Here is a 15,593-nt window from a genome sequence, read left to right as displayed (position 1 = left end):
TCTTGGAAGTTAGAATTATACAATGTTTATGTGAGGTTATATTACATTCCATGGTGCATGTATAATTCTGCAAGTCTGATGCAAAATATGGGTTATTTGAAAGGGTGGCGGAAAACATGATTCGAGCTCTTATCGTGACAAATGAGTTGAAGATTATAGATGATGTGCCGCTGAACCGTTTATCCGATGCCGATGTGAAATGGTTTTGGGTGGATTTCGATGCTCCTACGAATGAAGAAGTCAATCTGCTTGCTACCCATTTTGATTTTCATGCATTAGCGGTGGAGGACTGTCTTCATTTTTTGCAGCGTCCAAAACTGGATTATTACGAGGGCTATGATTTTTTTGTGCTGAACACTTTAAATCAAGATTTGCTGACTCCTGAAGAAATAGATGTATTTGTCGGGAACCATTTCATCGTCACTTTCCACTTTTCACACTCCCGTCAAATCGAAATGGTTCGGAAAAGGTTAATGGAGAACGAAATGGAGAACGAAAAAACGTTATCCAGAGGGTCAATTTACGTTTTTTATTTGATCATGGATAAAATTGTCGACGAGTATTTTCCTAACATTTATCGGCTTGAAGATGAACTGAATGAAATTGAAACCAAAAAAACAATTCAAAATTTGATTGAAGACGTTTATGGAATTAGAAGCCATTTGCTTAAACTACGCCGAATTATTTTTCCGATGCGTGAATTACTGTATCGAATACTAAATTCGGAGAGGGTGATCATCCCCAAAGAAGAACGGGTGTATTTTATGGATATTTACGATCATTTGTTGAAGCTTTCCGACATGATCGAATCTAATCGGGAAATGACGGCAGATATACGAGACAGCTACATTTCATTAAATTCAAACCGGATGAACATCATTATGAAAACATTAACCGTCATGACCTCTATTTTTATTCCCTTAACCTTTATTGCGAGCATATACGGCATGAATTTTGAGTATATGCCGGAGCTGACGCGGCGAGGGGGTTATTTTACAGTGTTAGGGGTTATGCTTGGCGTCGGCAGCGGAATGTTAATCTGGTTATGGCGCAAGGGCTGGTTTAAATGAAAAGTAAAAAAACCGGTACCCTCTACAGAGAAGGCATCGGTTTTTTAAAAGTTCACCGCGAAACGATCTTTTGCCGCCAAGGACGGCGACAGCCGTTTACGCTTGGTTTAGAAAAATCTTTTTTTCCAGAAGATCACGGCTGTGATGCTGGATAAAATGATGGAAATGAATATGGTCCCAACAAATGCATAGGGGTACTCTTGAAAGGGAAGCTTTACGTTCATGCCGTAAAAACTCGCCACCATTGTAGGTAAAGCCAATATGATCGTGATGGAAGTCAAAAATTTCATAACGATGTTTAAATTATTGGAGATGACAGATGCGAAAGCATCCATCATTCCGCTTAAAATCGTCGTATGCGTTTCAGCCATTTCAATGGCCTGCTGATTTTCGATGATAACATCCTCCAGCAATTCCTGGTCATCCTCGTACATTTTCAAATAATTGCTTTTCAGCATTTTCTGCATGACAATGTTATTCGATTTTAAGGAGGTTGTGAAATAAACCAAGCTTTTTTCCATATTCAATAAAGAAAAGAGCTCTTTATTTTTCATCGACTGCTGCAATTGCTTCTCGATTTCGTCAGTCATTTTGCTGATTTGTTTAAGATATTTCAGGAAAGAAGTCGCTATTAAATACAGGATTTGAAGCGAGAACCTGGTTTTTTTGTTTGTGAAAAAATGTTTTACTTTACTTTGCGCAAAAGAGTGGAAGATGGGGTTGTCTTTCAAGCAAATGGTAATAAAACAATCGCTTGCTATAATCATTCCAAGTGGAATCGTATCGTAAATGGCGTTTTCCTTCTCATCCTTTGACATCAAAGGCATATTAACAATAATTAGAATATTGTCATCGTCTTTCTCAATCCGAGAGCGTTCCTCTTCATCTAACGGGTCTCTTAGAAAGTCCATAGGAATTTGCAGTTTATTAGCTACATGAATAATCTCTTGTTCGGTCGGGGCCACCAAATTAACCCAGCAACCGCATGTAATCTCCGTTGTTTCTTGAAGTGCTCCATCTTCATTAGTCAAAAAAATCTTCATCATAACGTTAACCTCCTCATTTTAATAAGGAAGTCAAAAATGCCCCTGCCATACAAAAGAGATGATGTTTAGATCAGTAATCAGTCTTCTGAGGAATGGTTCGTTTATGACCTCCGCATGGGATGAACTGGGCTCAGGTTCGCTGCAACTTCGACTACTCACAAAACTCAACTCCTTAATAGTAAATATGGTTAAGCACTTTTATCATCATACGCTGACAGCTTGGAGTTGCAACTCGGATTTCCGCCCTATTATTCCAACAAAAAGAGCGTGTGCTGTTTCGCACACGCCCTAATCCATGCGGATCTAATTATTGATATAACGCTCGAAGACCGCTCCGAAATCCTTTACCCGGTATTGCTTGTGAGTGTCCACGAGCCAGGTGAAGGCGGACTTGTTAAGCGCATCGAATTGCTCGACGATATTAAAGTCGCCTTTATGGAATTGCTGCAGCGTAGTGGATGCGAGATTTAAGCTTTGTCTCGCATAATCAAGCGTTTGTTCGTTCTCGCGGTTGATTTCCGAAATTTTGAGGAGCGCCTTATACAAGTCTTTAAGCTGCTCAATAAATTTCTTGTTCACGTCAATCGACAGCGCAGCGGAGCCGATTGTGAATTTAATTTCCACGTCGAGATCGACCGTTCCCGCCGTTTCGAGCGCTACGTTTGAAATAGGGTTGGTGCTATAAGGGTAGCGTCTAAGCGTCCGTTTCTTGCTCATCGCGCTTGTGCCGTCAAGATGGATAAGCGCTTGGTTGGTAAAGCAATATTCATCGGCTTTCGATTTAATTAGAAAATAACTTTTCTCATTATCCTCGTGCATTACATAATCGTCAGAGTCAACCTTGTTGTAATTATCCGGGTGAATGACCGAGCCTACATCGCTTAGCCCGAGTACATCTGCTGCAATTTTACCGAACATGATACCAATCCTCTCTTATGCCAAGAATGAATGAATGAATGAATGAATACCTCAACATTATATAATTGTTTTTGGCAGAAATTCCACATTAACAGAAAATCCCATGGACATTCACACTCGATTGCCGTAAAATCGTGAAGTTTCCCATGGACGCCGTTAAAAGCGGAAAACGGTTAGCGGATAAATAAGGGGAAATTATGCAAACTGAGGATAGGACATGCTTGCTCAGGAAGACTTTAGCAAAATGGAATGGAGTGTTACGTTTGAATAAGCAACAAAAAGGTTCGGGTTCGCTGCGCAGAGGGCTGAAGGCCCGGCATATGACGATGATTTCGCTGGGAGGCTCAATCGGGACGGGGCTATTTCTCGCCAGCGGCGGCGCGATCCATTCGGCAGGACCAGGCGGAGCGCTGCTCGCTTACGCTTTGATTGGTATAATGGTTTATTTTCTGATGACAAGCCTTGGTGAAATGGCTACCCATATGCCCGTATCGGGAACGTTCAGTACGTATGCATCCCGTTTTGTCGACCCATCGCTCGGCTTCGCCCTTGGGTGGAACTATTGGTACAACTGGGCGATTACCATCGCCGCCGAGCTGGCGGCAGCTACATTGATTATGAAGTTTTGGTTTCCGGACAGTCCATCGATATTGTGGAGCGGGCTATTCCTGCTGTTAATGCTGGGGCTTAATCTGCTGTCTGTAAGAAGCTACGGCGAGTCGGAGTATTGGTTTGCCATGATTAAGATTGTGACGGTTATTGTATTCATTGCTATTGGCTTGCTGATGGTTATCGGCATATGGAATGGGGAGGCGGCAGGCTTCCGCAACCTGACGGATAATCCGTTTCCCGCCGGGTTTCTTGCTACGCTTGGCGTATTCATGGCGGCGGGCTTTTCGTTCCAAGGAACGGAGCTGATCGGGGTAACGGCCGGCGAAAGCGAGAATCCGCGTGAAAATATACCCCGCGCGATCCGTTCGATCTTTTGGCGCATCCTGTTGTTCTATATTCTTGCGATCCTGCTGATTGGCTTGCTGATTCCGCATACGAACGAACAGCTCGCGAGCAGCGATATTTCGACGAGCCCGTTCACGATTATTTTCGAGAAGGCTGGACTTTCGATTGCTGCATCCATTATGAACGCCGTTATCCTAACCTCCGTGCTCTCGGCGGGCAATTCAGGCATGTATGCCTCGACTCGAATGCTTTGGGTGCTGGCGAAGGAAGGGAAAGCGCCCCGTTTCCTGGCCCGGCTGAACGAGCGCGGCATTCCGGTGGCATCGCTGCTTGTGACCGGCGCGCTCGGCATGTTTGCTTTTCTCGCTTCTTTTTTTGGCGACGGAGTCGTATATGTGTGGCTGCTTAACGCATCGGGGATGTCAGGGTTTATCGTGTGGTTAGGCATTGCGATCAGTCATTACCGCTTCCGCAAGGCGTATGTGGCACAGGGGCGGAGCCTTGAAGACTTGGCTTATCGGGCAAAATGGTACCCCTTCGGTCCGATTCTCGCGATGCTGCTCTGTCTCGTTGTAATCGGCGGGCAGTTTGTCGGCGCTTTAGAGGACGGCCGAATAGACTGGGGCTACATCATCGCTTCCTATGTCGGCATACCGCTATTTCTTGCCATCTTCATCGGTCACAAATGGAAGCATCGCACGAGGATGCTGACGCTGGAGGAATGCAAGCTGGATCCGGAAGAAAGAGTGGAAGGGTATACATGCAAAGAAGGGGCTGTCCCACAAGTAGGTAAACTTACTTGAGGGGCAGCCCTTCTTTTAAGAAAACTTGAACTGAAATTAATAAAACCCATGTTATTCTAAATGTGTAGGGGTTAACTGGATGTTGCCGGCTAATAGTGGTTCCTAATTTCAGGTCTATCACCATGAACTGCATGAAGTGAAGAAGTCTGAATACAATTGATAAAAAGCTTGAAAGACTGGTTATTTTTGGTACTATGTTCACGAATCGGTGTCTTAAAAATGTATAGGAGGGTTATTTGCAGCCGAATTGACGGGAGGTAGGACGATATGGAACAAGAAGTGGAGCAGCTTTTCGGGGAGGACATTCTGCGGGAAGCAGCAGCTCGTTTCGGTCTGAAGGCAAACGCTTGGAATAAGCTCGGTGACTTCGAAAATTACGTGTATGAAGCGGATAAGGAAGGTGCCGAAGTTATTTTGAGGCTAACCCACAGCAGTCACCGGACGTTGGATGAAGTAAGAGCCGAGCTGGATTGGATCGCTTATCTATCGGCATCTGGTCTGGAACAAGAGATTTCGGGACCAATCCCTTCCCTTCAATCGCTGCTGGCTGAACGAATCGATGCGGGGGAGTCTTACTTTATTGCCTGCCTCTTCCGGAAAGCGCCGGGGCACCGTCCGGATTCCAAAGATCCGTCTATCTGGAATGCGGATTTGTACCGGGAATGGGGAGCGGTTACTGGACGAATGCACCGGGTCACACAGGGCTACCGCCCAACCGTACCGGATTTTCCGCGTCGTCCCGAATGGGATCAGGATGAGCTGATCATGCGGGCGCATCAGTACATTCCGGAGGAGGAGGAGCCGCTTGTCCGGGAAAGACTGGAGGACGTTTTGACTCATCTAAAGCGCTTACCCATGCCAGCTGACGGCTACGGTCTGATCCACAGTGACATTCATGCGGGGAATTTCTTTACGGATCAGGGGCGCATCACGGTTTTTGATTTTGACGATGCAGCGTATAACTGGTTTGTCCACGATTTGGCTATCCCGTTGTATTACACCGTAAGCAGAGGAACTCCCGAAGCGTACAATGGCGACCGGGAATCATTCGCCCGGGATTTCTTTCTGGCATTCTGGGAAGGGTATACGTCAGAGTATCAACTCTCGCCGGAGTGGCTTGAAGAACTGCCGGTATTTCTGAAGATGAGAGACTTGACGCTCTATTTGGTCATCCATAAAAAGATGGATGTTACCGCGCTGCCGGACAGTCTCAGGAGCTGGTTTGCGGAAATCCGGGAGCGGGTTCTCGCCGGGCGGTCTTTGGTTGAGTTGGATTTTTGGAGTCTCGTTCATCATCCAGATTGCAGGTAATGCAAGATCAGCGGAAAAAGACCGTCTCCGGTGAAATACCGGAAAACGGTCATAGAATTAATTTTCGTATTGTATCCCGTACTAGACCATCTTGTACTGCGCTAGTCGAGTACGGCTGTAATGTGCGCCTTCGTAATCGACCAGTGCGATGCGGTCCAAACCTTAGCTTTTTTATCGATATAAATGATTTGCGGCGATTCGTGCTTCACGGATGTGTCTTCGGCAATTTGATTCGAAACCGGACGCGACTCGATTACTTTCACGAGCACATATTCAACGTCTTCTCTTGGCTTGCTGTCCAAGTAATTATTAAACTCTTCATAAGCGTTCGCGCTGACCGGGCAAGTTGTGCTGTGCTTGAACACCACAAGAGGGCGGGAAGCCGAGTTTTCATAGACGCTGTTCCATTCTTCAATGGACGTAATTTCTTTGTATGGCATAGGGGGAACACTCCTTTTTTTCTGCAAAGTAGATCATAATGATAGTACGAGTATTATATCCTTTTATGATGAGTAAAGTCATCTTTGGGCGGATAAGAGCGCTGAGGCTTTGCGGCGAGCAGAGTTTAAATGTTCGGGTTTTAGTTGATATTGATGGGACATGGAATGGATTTCTTGTTTTATATGGATTGAATACGAACATTTATGTAGTAGGTGGTTGACGCATTCGTTATTTTGCGTTATGATTCCAATGTTCGTATATCCTCAAAGATACGGTTTGAGGGTTTCTACAAGGAACCGATAATTCCTGGCTACGGATAGGCTGCTTTGGCATACCTATTCTTGGTCAGGATTTTTTTTGCGTTCATAATCGACTCAGGGGGAATTGTAGAAATGAGCAAATACGATGCAATTGTGGTTGGAGCCGGTCCGGCCGGTATTTTCGCATGTTACGAATTGACATTGAAAGCACCCCACTGGAAAGTTTTGCTGGTGGATAAAGGCCATTCTATATATAAGCGCAGCTGTCCGATTTTGGAGGAGAAAATAAAGCTCTGTCCGCCCGCTGCGGGCAAAAAAGATTTTGCGGGCTGTCTGCCGGCCTGCTCCATAACCGCTGGCTTTGGCGGCGCCGGCGCTTACAGCGACGGGAAGTTTAATATCACAACCGAATTTGGCGGATGGATGACTGATTATTTATCGCCGTCGAAGGTGCTTGAGCTGATTCGTTACGTCGACGATATTAATTTGCAGCATGGCGCGACAACTTCGGTAACGGATCCGACCACGGATACGATTCGCGATATCGAGCAGCGCGGTTACGCGGCGGGGTTGAAGCTGCTGCGGGCGCAGGTGCGTCACCTTGGGACAGAGCAAAATTTAGAGATTTTACAGTCCATCTATGCTTACCTGGAAACCCGGGTAGATATGAAGTTCAAGGCTGAAGTTGAGGATATTACTACGGTTAAGCAGGATGGCAAGCAAAAGGTGCAGGGGATTGCGCTCAAAAACGGGGAGACGCACGAGGCGGATCTTGTTATGATTGCGCCTGGCCGCGACGGCTCGAAATGGTTGACGGATATATTGAAGAAACGCCGCTTGCACATGTACAACAATCAAGTCGACGTCGGCGTTCGCGTGGAGACAAGCGACGTTGTCATGCGGGAGATCAACGAGCATTTGTATGAGGGCAAGTTTGTATTCAACACATCTGTCGGTACGCGTGTGCGGACGTTTTGCAGCAATCCGTCAGGCCATGTCGTCGTCGAAAATCATAGCGGGGTCATGGCGGCTAATGGCCATTCCTATAAGGATCCGGCGCTTGGCTCGCAGAATACGAATTTTGCTTTGCTTGTATCGCATAAGTTCACGGAGCCATTCGATAAACCGAACGAATATGCTCGTGAAATTTGCAAGAGGGCTAATGATTTGTCGAGTGGCGGCGTCATCGTGCAAAAGTACGGCGATATTATGCGAGGCCGGCGCTCGACGGAAGGCCGGATCCGCGAGGGTTTTCTCGAGCCGACGCTCAAGGAGGCCGTACCGGGCGATCTCGGCCTGGTGCTCCCATACCATACGATGCGCAGTCTGATCGAAATGGTGGAGGCGCTGGAAAAAGTAACACCGGGTATTGCATCCGAGCACACGCTGTTCTACGGCGTCGAAGCGAAGTTTTACTCCGCCCGTCCGAAGCTGACGGAGAAGTTCGAGACGGAAATCGCCGGCTTGTATTGCGGCGGCGACGGCGCCGGTATCACGCGCGGCCTCGCGCAAGCGGGAGCAGCAGGCGTGTGGATCGCGCGGGGTATGATGGATAAGGCGGGGTTGAAGTAAGTTAGATGGGCTTAAAGTAAATTTTATGGGGTCACCCGTGCTGGATATGCGCTGTGAATGGACTGTGGGGTAGAGAGTAAGCAGAATGAGGTGCAGAAATGCATCTCATTCCTCGGGAATCGACGATGGATGCGATATGAGGTGTAGAAATGCACCTTAAAATTTGTCTACCACTCATCCAATCCTCGAGCTGGCGTAGACGGATAGAGTTGTGCTTCCTGCTGCGGCTGATACGGTTAAGGTATTGCAATCGAAAATAGAGCGTGCTATGATTACTTCTGTCGATATGACCAATTTGGTTTTTTGGTCAGTTATCAGGAGGTGGCGGGATGGCGGTTGACCGGCGGCAGCTGATTGTGGATGCGGCGGCGAAGTCGTTTGCGTTGTTTGGTTACAAGGCGACGACAATGGATCAGGTTGCGAAGATTGCGAACGTGGGCAAAGGGACGATCTATACTTTTTTTACAAATAAAGAAGAGTTGTTTCATGAAATAATGAAACGGCTTATTATTGAAATGAAGCAGGTCGCGGAGAGGGTCGTTGATCCGAATCGGCGATTTTTCGATAACTTGAATGCCGCGCTGGAGCAGCTGCTCGAATTCCGCGAGGAGCACGAGCTGGCGCTCAAGCTATCGCATGAGGTGCGCGAGATTGGGACGCCGATGGCGCTTGAAGGCATTCAGCAGATCGAGAAAGTGGTCGTTGGCTACATCCAGCAGCAGGTGCAGCTGGCCATCGACAAAGGCGAGATCAAGCCATGCAATGCGGAAATGACGGCATTCGTTATGCTGAAGCTGTATATGGCCCTCACGGTGGAATGGAAGAAGACGCACGAACCGCTCACGAAGCAGCAGGTTGCTGAGCAGCTGCGCTTTTACATGCAAGTAGGACTGGCACCGGAATAGCCCGGATGCCTTTTTTTATCCAATAGAATGACCAAATGACAAATATGGTCAGATAGTAAAAAAGGGAGAGTGGAAGCATTGAAGTTTAGAGGATTCAAGCAGTTTGGAGCGGAATTATCCGGGATCGCCCGGAATAAAATGCTGCTTATATCGGTCATCGGAGTATTAATGATTCCGGTCATGTATTCTTCTATGTTTTTGGGAGCCTTTTGGGATCCTTACGGACATCTCGACAGAATGCCGGTAGCAGTTGTGAATGCGGATGAAGGCTATGAGTACAATGACAAAATGATGCATGTCGGAGACGATTTTGAGGAACAATTAAAGGAAAATGAGAAGTTCGAATGGCATTTTGTAAGCAAGGATGAGGCGGAATCCGGTCTTAAAGACCATAGCTATTATATGGCGATAGAAATACCGTCCGATTTCTCGGAGAAGACAACCTCGCTAACATCGGATCAGCCAACTCCGGCGCAGCTGACTTACCTCGCTAATGAGAGCTATAACTTTCTGGCTTCGCAGATCGGAAGTAAAGCCGTCGATACGATGAAAGCTGAGCTGGGTAAGGAAGTGACGGCGGCCTACACGCGAACGGTATTTGAGCAAATGGAAGAGCTTGCCGATGGCATTGAAAAAGCGAGCGACGGCGCGGGCGAAATCGCCGATGGCACGGCGAAAGCGAAGGATGGCGCCGTGCTCATCGAGCAAAATCTCGCTAAGCTCGTCAGCGGATCGCTGACGCTGCAGGAGGGTGCCGCCAAGCTTGATGCGGGCGGGACGCAGCTGAGCATGGGCAGCGCCGAGCTTAGCGAGGGCGCAGCGAGTTTGGCCGGCGGCCTGGCGCAGCTTCAGGCGGCGCAGCAGCAGCTTGGCGCGGGAGCCGCATCGCTCGGCGCGGGCGCGGGTTCGCTTGGGGCCGGAGCGGTGAAGCTGAGCGACGGCTTGTCGCAGTTGTCCGGAGCCAGCGGCGAGCTGGCGGAGGGTGCGTTGAATGCACAGCAGGCGGCAGGGCAGCTGGCTGGGGGGCTTGAAGCGTCAGCGGCGGGAACGGAGCAGCTAAAGCAAGGTGCGGCACAGCTGGCAAAAGGCATGGAGCAGCTTGCGCAGTCTGATTCGCAACTAGCGCAAAGCGAGAGCTTCAAAGCCTTACTGGCAGCCAGCAAGGATTTGGCCGCGGGCTTGGAGAAGGCTTCCGCTAGCCAGTCGCAATTAAGCGGCGGCGCAGCGCAATTGAACGAAGGCCTGGTGAAAGTGTCGGAAGGCCTTGACGCATTTGATTCGAAGGTGCAGGAAGCGGCTGCTGGCGGGAAGCAGTTAGGGGTTGGCGGCGAGCAGCTGGCAGCAGGCGCAGAGCAATTTTCAAGCGGCATGGAGCAATTCGGCTCGAAGCTGGCTGAAGCAAGCGCTGGCGGAGCGAAGCTGGCAGCTGGCGCAGAGCAGCTGAACAGCGGCGCCGGAGAGCTGGCAACGGGTCTGGGTAAGCTATCCGCAAGTCTAACGTCTTTCGTCGACGGTTCGGTGAAGCTGGAGGACGGCGCACTGCAGGTTGCTTCCGGTCTGTTAAAGCTGGATGACGGTACGCAAGAGCTGTCGGGCAAGCTGGGCGATGCTTCGGAGAAAACAGATGAATTAAAGCTGACGGATGAAATGGTCGACATGTTCGCTGATCCGGTCATACTCGACGTTGAGAAAGTAACCGAGGTGACCAACTACGGCACGGGGCTCGCTCCATACTTCCTGTCGCTTGGTTTATATGTAGGCGCCATGCTTCTGACAATCGTATATTCCGTCCGCGAGCCGGCAGTTCGTCCGGCGAACGGCTGGACCTGGTTCTGGAGCAAAGCGCTCACCTTGGTGCTTGTCGGAACGATACAAGCGCTTATTGCAGATGCGGCGCTCCTCTATGTGCTCAAACTCGAGGTACGGAGCATGGCTCTATTCCTGGCCTTTACGATTTTAACGAGCATTACCTTTATGATGATCATTCAGTTCCTGGTAGCAACGATGAATAATCCGGGCCGTTTTATCGCCGTCATCTTATTGATTTTCCAATTAACAAGCTCGGCCGGCACATTCCCGATCGAGCTCATCCCCGGCTGGTTGCAAAATATATCACCATTCCTGCCAATGACGTATTCCGTAGCAGGTCTCCGGGATATTATCTCCAGCGGCGATTTCAGCTCGATGTGGAAGTATACTGCAACACTCGCGGGTATCGCTATATTGTTCGGAGCGTTAAGCTGCGCATATTTCACATTTTCACATCGCAAAAACAATTCAGTCAAATCAGAACTATAGCATTATGAGTAGAGGCTGCCGTTGATTAACGGCAGCCTCTTAATGTTCGTGTGGTGCTATAATTTTAAGTTTGATGCTGCTGAAGCTTCACGATCCACACATCATGACCCGCGAGCTCCGCTTTGCCACCCTGCAGCGCGCGCCCGCTGATCAGTTCGATGCCGGACAATTCGCCCAGATCGACCGTTTCCGCCTCTGCATTGTGGTTAAGCACAAACAAATACTCTATTCCGTCTTTGACCCGAAGCGTCGTTTCCACGCCTTCCGGAGAAGCGGGAACGAGCGGGGCGATGCCGCGGGAAGCGCACAGCTGCGGCAGCCAATCCCTTAGGAATGCCGCTTCCGGACTCGTCGCCAAGTACCACGCTTCGCCCGAGCCGAACTTGTTAACGGTGAGCGCCGGCATGCCGCGATAGAAATCGTCGCCGTATACGGCCTTCACTTCGGCGCCTTCGGAATGGATCAGGTCGCATATCATCCCGCACTCGTATTCCGGCTTGAAGCCGGGAGCGCCTCCTTGAACGATGATCCGGTTGCGCTGGCTCGGAAGCAGGGCGTCGATTTCTTCCGCCCAAATACCGAGCAGCTTCCGAAGCTCGCCCGGATAACCGCCAAGCTTAACCAGGTCGTTCTCGTCGACGATGCCGCTGAAGAAGGTCGTGATGAGCGCTCCACCTGCTTCAACGTATTTTTCAAGCTTATCGGCCACGCCCTTCTTCACCATGTACATGACGGGCGCGATGACGAGATCATAGCCGCTGAGATCGGCTTCCACGCTGACGACGTCCGCCGCGATTCCCGAACGGTACAGCGCATCGTAGAACTTGTGCGCTTCGTCCACATAACGGAGGGCGATGGTCGGACCGCTGGACATTTCGATTGCCCACCAGTTCTCCCAATCGAACAGAATGGCGACTTTAGCCTTGACCCGGGCGTCCAGAAGCGTATCGCCGAGCTTCCCGAGCTCCGCACCGAGCTGGGCGCATTCGCGGAATACGCGGGTATGCTCATGGCCGACATGCTCGATGACGGCTCCGTGATATTTTTCGCAGGCCCCAATCGACCGGCGTAGCTGGAAGAACAAGATCGTATCTGCGCCTCGGGCCACCGCTTGGTAACTCCACAATCGCATTACGCCCGGACGCTTGAGCGAGTTGTAAGGCTGCCAATTCTGCTGGCTCGGGGTCTGCTCCATCAGCATGAACGGCTGGCCGTCTTTCAGGCCGCGCATCAGATCATGCATCATGGCCGTGTAGCTGTGCGGCGTATCGAAGCTGGGATAGTTGTCCCATGACACGACATCCATGTACTTGGCCCATTTATGGTAATCGAGCTTTTTGAAGGCACCCATTAGATTCGTGGTGACGGGAATATCCGGCGTATGCTTCTTGACTGCTTCGTATTCAAGCTTGTAGCACTCGAGTAGGCTATCGGAATGGAAGCGTACGTAATCGAGCGAGATGCCTTGGAAGTTCGTTTCCGTACGCCCATTCGCACCGAACCATTCCTCGCTGAGGCCGCTCGGCAAGACGATGTCTTCCCAATCGTGGAACGTGTGGCCCCAGAACGCTGTGTTCCAAGCGCGGTTTACCTCGTCCAGCGTACCGTAGCGCGCTTTCGCCCATTCGCGGAAAGCCGCTTCGCAGTTGTCGCAGTAGCAATTCCCGGCGCCGCCGTATTCGTTGTTGATATGCCAAATGAGAAGAGCCGGATGGTCCTTATAACGCTCCGCAAGCTTCTCCGCCATACGCACCGAATACTTGCGAAAGGTTGGGCTGTTCGGGCAGGAATTGTGGCGTCCGCCAAACTTGCGTTTGCGGCCGTTGAAATCGACCTGAAGCACGTCAGGGTATTTGCGCGCCATCCATGCGGGATGCGCCCCCGTGCTTGTCGCGAGACAGACGCCGACTCCGTCCGCGTGAAGCTTGTCCATGATTTCGTCGAGCCAGGCGAAATCGTAGGTTTCCTCATCGGGCTGATTTTTCGCCCAAGCGAATACGTTCAGCGTCGCCACATCGATGCCGGCAATCTTGAACATGCGCAAATCTTCGTTCCAGACCGGCTTCTCCCATTGATCAGGATTGTAATCGCCGCCGTACCAAATTTTCGGTTTGCTTGCGTTAATCATCTTGTCGCACCTCATTTTATATGATAAAACTGCATTAGACTATTATATTTTATGACTTATGATCGCTATATCCTATATAGAATAACCGAAAATTGTATATAAAAATATGGAGGTTTTACATGAAGCGACACGTAGTTCCCGCCTTCCCGGCGGAGCTGCTGCCCCTGCAGCTGGAGACGATTGGGATGAATCCCGAACAAGAGACGTTGGAGCGACCGAACGGCTATCCCTATTTCCATTGGCTTCAGACGCTGGAAGGAGAGGGAGAGCTTTCGGTAAACGGCCAAACATGGAAAATGACGGCATGCTCGGGTGTGCTTCTGACCCCCGGGACGCCTCATCGATATGAGACCAAGATCGGCAGCCGGTGGCGGACTAGTTATATCACCTTTCAAGGAAGTATGGCCGCAAGCTTCGTGCAGTCGCTCGGTTGGAACATGGCCGAACGTTTTCAATGGGAAGCCGGCAACGATCGGATAACCGCTCAGCTGGAAAGCATGCTGGCGTTCGCCGAGTCCGGCGGCGATCCGTCTGGATGGCGGTATTCGGCGGATTTGTACCGATTTCTGACGCTGCTTCGGACCGATGCACGCACGGACAACCGGCCGTCCATGTCGAAACGGCTGGAGCGGATTCAAAGTCTGCTGAACTGGCTCGAAAATGAATTCGCCAACCCGGGGATCGGATTGGCGGAGATGGCAACGCAGCTCGGCATCGGCGAACGGCAACTGAACGAGAGGTTTCGCGAGCTGTTCGGACAGACGGCATACGCTTATTTGATTCAGCTGCGGCTCCGCAAAGCGAAGGAATGGCTTCCCTCCCGTCCGGATTGGACCATACGCCGCATCGGGGAGGCGGTAGGATTCCGTGACGCGAGTCATTTCGTGGCCACGTTTCGCCAGAAGGAAGGCATGACGCCGGACACGTACCGGAAGCTGTACCGCACGGGAACGGCTTCGGAACATCAGCCGGATTAACCGTTCTGGCTCATAATAAATATGACCAAAACCTCCTGATTAATAGGGAGGTTTTTATTTAATTAGGACATCTATTATATCCCGCCATCAATTGGCAGGGGATGGACTGATCTATGTTGGAATTTAGAAAATACCGATTAACAATCCATTGTCACGCTGAATTGACCTTTTACTCATCTAAAATCGCTAAATAGTGCCACATTTCTCTATTTCTCAACCCCGGAGCGAACGAGGTTTGTTTGACCGTAAGACGTAAAGTAGAGCTAGTTTTTAGCTCTATTTATGCAATTTTGTTTAGTTTAGGGTATAAAGAGCTAATTTCTAGCTCTATTTTCTCAGTCCGGTGCAAACAAGACTTGTTTAAGGTCGTAATGCGATAGCAGAGCTAGTTTTTAGCTCTATTCATGCAATTTTTTATAGTTTGGAGGATAAAGAGCTAATTTCTGCTCTATTTTCTCAGCCCCGGGGCGAACGAAGCTTGTTTAATGTTGTAAGACGTAGAGTAGAACTAGATGTATGGGTAGGTCTAAATAGCTCGAAAAAATAAAGTTATTGGAAAAATCCAATATAGTAACCGTGCAAGAGTGAGATGGAGAGTTCTCACTACTTGCAATCCAATTAATTCCTTATAAGCATGTATTATTCTTCCACTTCTCACTTTCACCATGTGAAGCCTATTACTCTAGTTCCAAAAAAAGGTTGTCACATTATGTAACTATATGTATAATTTTGGTTGGAAATAGATTCTAAGAACTATTCAAATAGTAGATTTGAACTAACCAGGCATTAATAAAAGGCAAACCCGTACGAAAGTCGGGGACGCAAAGCCACGGGTCTTACGTCATGATTATTCATGAACTGACAGCCGGGTTGCTTAAGAGGCTTGGTTTTTTATTTTCAAAAGAGG

The 15,593-nt window shown here is 49.3% G+C and carries 11 protein-coding genes and 2 riboswitches; of the genes, 7 read left to right on the top strand and 4 right to left on the bottom strand.

Going from position 1 to position 15,593, the window contains the following annotated elements:
* Nucleotides 1–116 precede the first annotated feature (116 nt).
* A complete protein-coding gene (gene corA / locus DFP97_RS12520) occupies nucleotides 117–1,070 on the top strand; it encodes a magnesium/cobalt transporter CorA (protein WP_114380328.1) in 954 nt (317 codons plus the stop codon).
* 107 nt (nucleotides 1,071–1,177) lie between these two features.
* On the opposite strand, the gene DFP97_RS12515 is transcribed toward corA, so the two are convergent.
* Nucleotides 1,178–2,116, bottom strand: a complete 939-nt coding sequence (locus DFP97_RS12515; protein ID WP_114380327.1) for a magnesium transporter CorA family protein — start codon at nucleotides 2,114–2,116, stop codon at nucleotides 1,178–1,180.
* 303 nt (nucleotides 2,117–2,419) lie between these two features.
* Nucleotides 2,420–3,034, bottom strand: a complete 615-nt coding sequence (locus tag DFP97_RS12510; protein ID WP_114380326.1) for a PH domain-containing protein — start codon at nucleotides 3,032–3,034, stop codon at nucleotides 2,420–2,422.
* 320 nt (nucleotides 3,035–3,354) lie between these two features.
* Here DFP97_RS12510 and DFP97_RS12505 point away from each other — a divergent pair, with 320 nt between their 5' ends.
* Nucleotides 3,355–4,794: an amino acid permease gene (locus DFP97_RS12505; protein ID WP_245976202.1), complete on the top strand. Its 1,440-nt coding sequence runs from the start codon at nucleotides 3,355–3,357 to the stop codon at nucleotides 4,792–4,794.
* A 267-nt stretch (nucleotides 4,795–5,061) separates the two neighbouring features.
* Nucleotides 5,062–6,105 carry a phosphotransferase enzyme family protein gene (locus DFP97_RS12500; protein WP_114380324.1) on the top strand — a complete coding sequence of 348 codons (1,044 nt, stop codon included), beginning with the start codon at nucleotides 5,062–5,064 and terminating at the stop codon, nucleotides 6,103–6,105.
* A 101-nt stretch (nucleotides 6,106–6,206) separates the two neighbouring features.
* On the opposite strand, the gene ytxJ is transcribed toward DFP97_RS12500, so the two are convergent.
* Entirely contained in the window at nucleotides 6,207–6,545 is a 339-nt protein-coding gene (ytxJ, locus tag DFP97_RS12495) for a bacillithiol system redox-active protein YtxJ (protein WP_114380323.1), read from the bottom strand.
* 234 nt (nucleotides 6,546–6,779) lie between these two features.
* A riboswitch (purine riboswitch) is annotated at nucleotides 6,780–6,879 on the top strand.
* 59 nt (nucleotides 6,880–6,938) lie between these two features.
* Between ytxJ and DFP97_RS12490 the strand changes: the two genes are divergently transcribed.
* The 3 genes from DFP97_RS12490 to DFP97_RS12480 all read left to right on the top strand — a co-directional run bounded on the left by DFP97_RS12490 (nucleotide 6,939) and on the right by DFP97_RS12480 (nucleotide 11,581).
* Entirely contained in the window at nucleotides 6,939–8,378 is a 1,440-nt protein-coding gene (locus DFP97_RS12490) for an NAD(P)/FAD-dependent oxidoreductase (RefSeq protein ID WP_114380614.1), read from the top strand.
* Nucleotides 8,379–8,707: 329 nt separating this feature from the next.
* Nucleotides 8,708–9,283, top strand: a complete 576-nt coding sequence (locus DFP97_RS12485) for a TetR/AcrR family transcriptional regulator (RefSeq protein ID WP_114380322.1) — start codon at nucleotides 8,708–8,710, stop codon at nucleotides 9,281–9,283.
* Nucleotides 9,284–9,361: 78 nt separating this feature from the next.
* A complete protein-coding gene (locus DFP97_RS12480) occupies nucleotides 9,362–11,581 on the top strand; it encodes a YhgE/Pip domain-containing protein (RefSeq protein WP_114380321.1) in 2,220 nt (739 codons plus the stop codon).
* Nucleotides 11,582–11,645: 64 nt separating this feature from the next.
* Here the strand turns inward: DFP97_RS12480 and DFP97_RS12475 are convergent, their stop codons facing one another.
* Complete coding sequence (locus DFP97_RS12475; RefSeq protein WP_114380320.1) at nucleotides 11,646–13,709, bottom strand: beta-galactosidase; 2,064 nt, start codon at nucleotides 13,707–13,709, stop codon at nucleotides 11,646–11,648.
* Between the two features lie 119 nt (nucleotides 13,710–13,828).
* On the opposite strand from DFP97_RS12475, the gene DFP97_RS12470 reads away from it, so the two are divergent.
* Complete coding sequence (locus DFP97_RS12470; protein ID WP_114380319.1) at nucleotides 13,829–14,686, top strand: AraC family transcriptional regulator; 858 nt, start codon at nucleotides 13,829–13,831, stop codon at nucleotides 14,684–14,686.
* Nucleotides 14,687–15,471: 785 nt separating this feature from the next.
* Nucleotides 15,472–15,564, top strand: a riboswitch (cyclic di-GMP riboswitch).
* Nucleotides 15,565–15,593 lie beyond the last annotated feature (29 nt).

The organism is Paenibacillus prosopidis (assembly GCF_003337375.1).
Classification (GTDB): Bacteria; Bacillota; Bacilli; order Paenibacillales; family Paenibacillaceae; genus Pristimantibacillus; species Pristimantibacillus prosopidis.
The sequence above is the reverse complement of the archived record's forward strand: the minus strand, read 5'-3'. Positions and strand labels throughout refer to the sequence as shown.

Coding starts and splice junctions, on each gene's coding strand:
- DFP97_RS12485 (WP_114380322.1), top strand. CDS start 8,708: ATGGCGGTTGACCGGCGGCAGCTGATTGTGGATGCGGCGGCGAAGTCG.
- DFP97_RS12500 (WP_114380324.1), top strand. CDS start 5,062: ATGGAACAAGAAGTGGAGCAGCTTTTCGGGGAGGACATTCTGCGGGAA.
- corA (WP_114380328.1), top strand. CDS start 117: ATGATTCGAGCTCTTATCGTGACAAATGAGTTGAAGATTATAGATGAT.
- DFP97_RS12515 (WP_114380327.1), bottom strand. CDS start 2,116: ATGATGAAGATTTTTTTGACTAATGAAGATGGAGCACTTCAAGAAACA.
- DFP97_RS12490 (WP_114380614.1), top strand. CDS start 6,939: ATGAGCAAATACGATGCAATTGTGGTTGGAGCCGGTCCGGCCGGTATT.
- ytxJ (WP_114380323.1), bottom strand. CDS start 6,545: ATGCCATACAAAGAAATTACGTCCATTGAAGAATGGAACAGCGTCTAT.
- DFP97_RS12470 (WP_114380319.1), top strand. CDS start 13,829: ATGAAGCGACACGTAGTTCCCGCCTTCCCGGCGGAGCTGCTGCCCCTG.
- DFP97_RS12475 (WP_114380320.1), bottom strand. CDS start 13,709: ATGATTAACGCAAGCAAACCGAAAATTTGGTACGGCGGCGATTACAAT.
- DFP97_RS12505 (WP_245976202.1), top strand. CDS start 3,355: ATGACGATGATTTCGCTGGGAGGCTCAATCGGGACGGGGCTATTTCTC.
- DFP97_RS12510 (WP_114380326.1), bottom strand. CDS start 3,034: ATGTTCGGTAAAATTGCAGCAGATGTACTCGGGCTAAGCGATGTAGGC.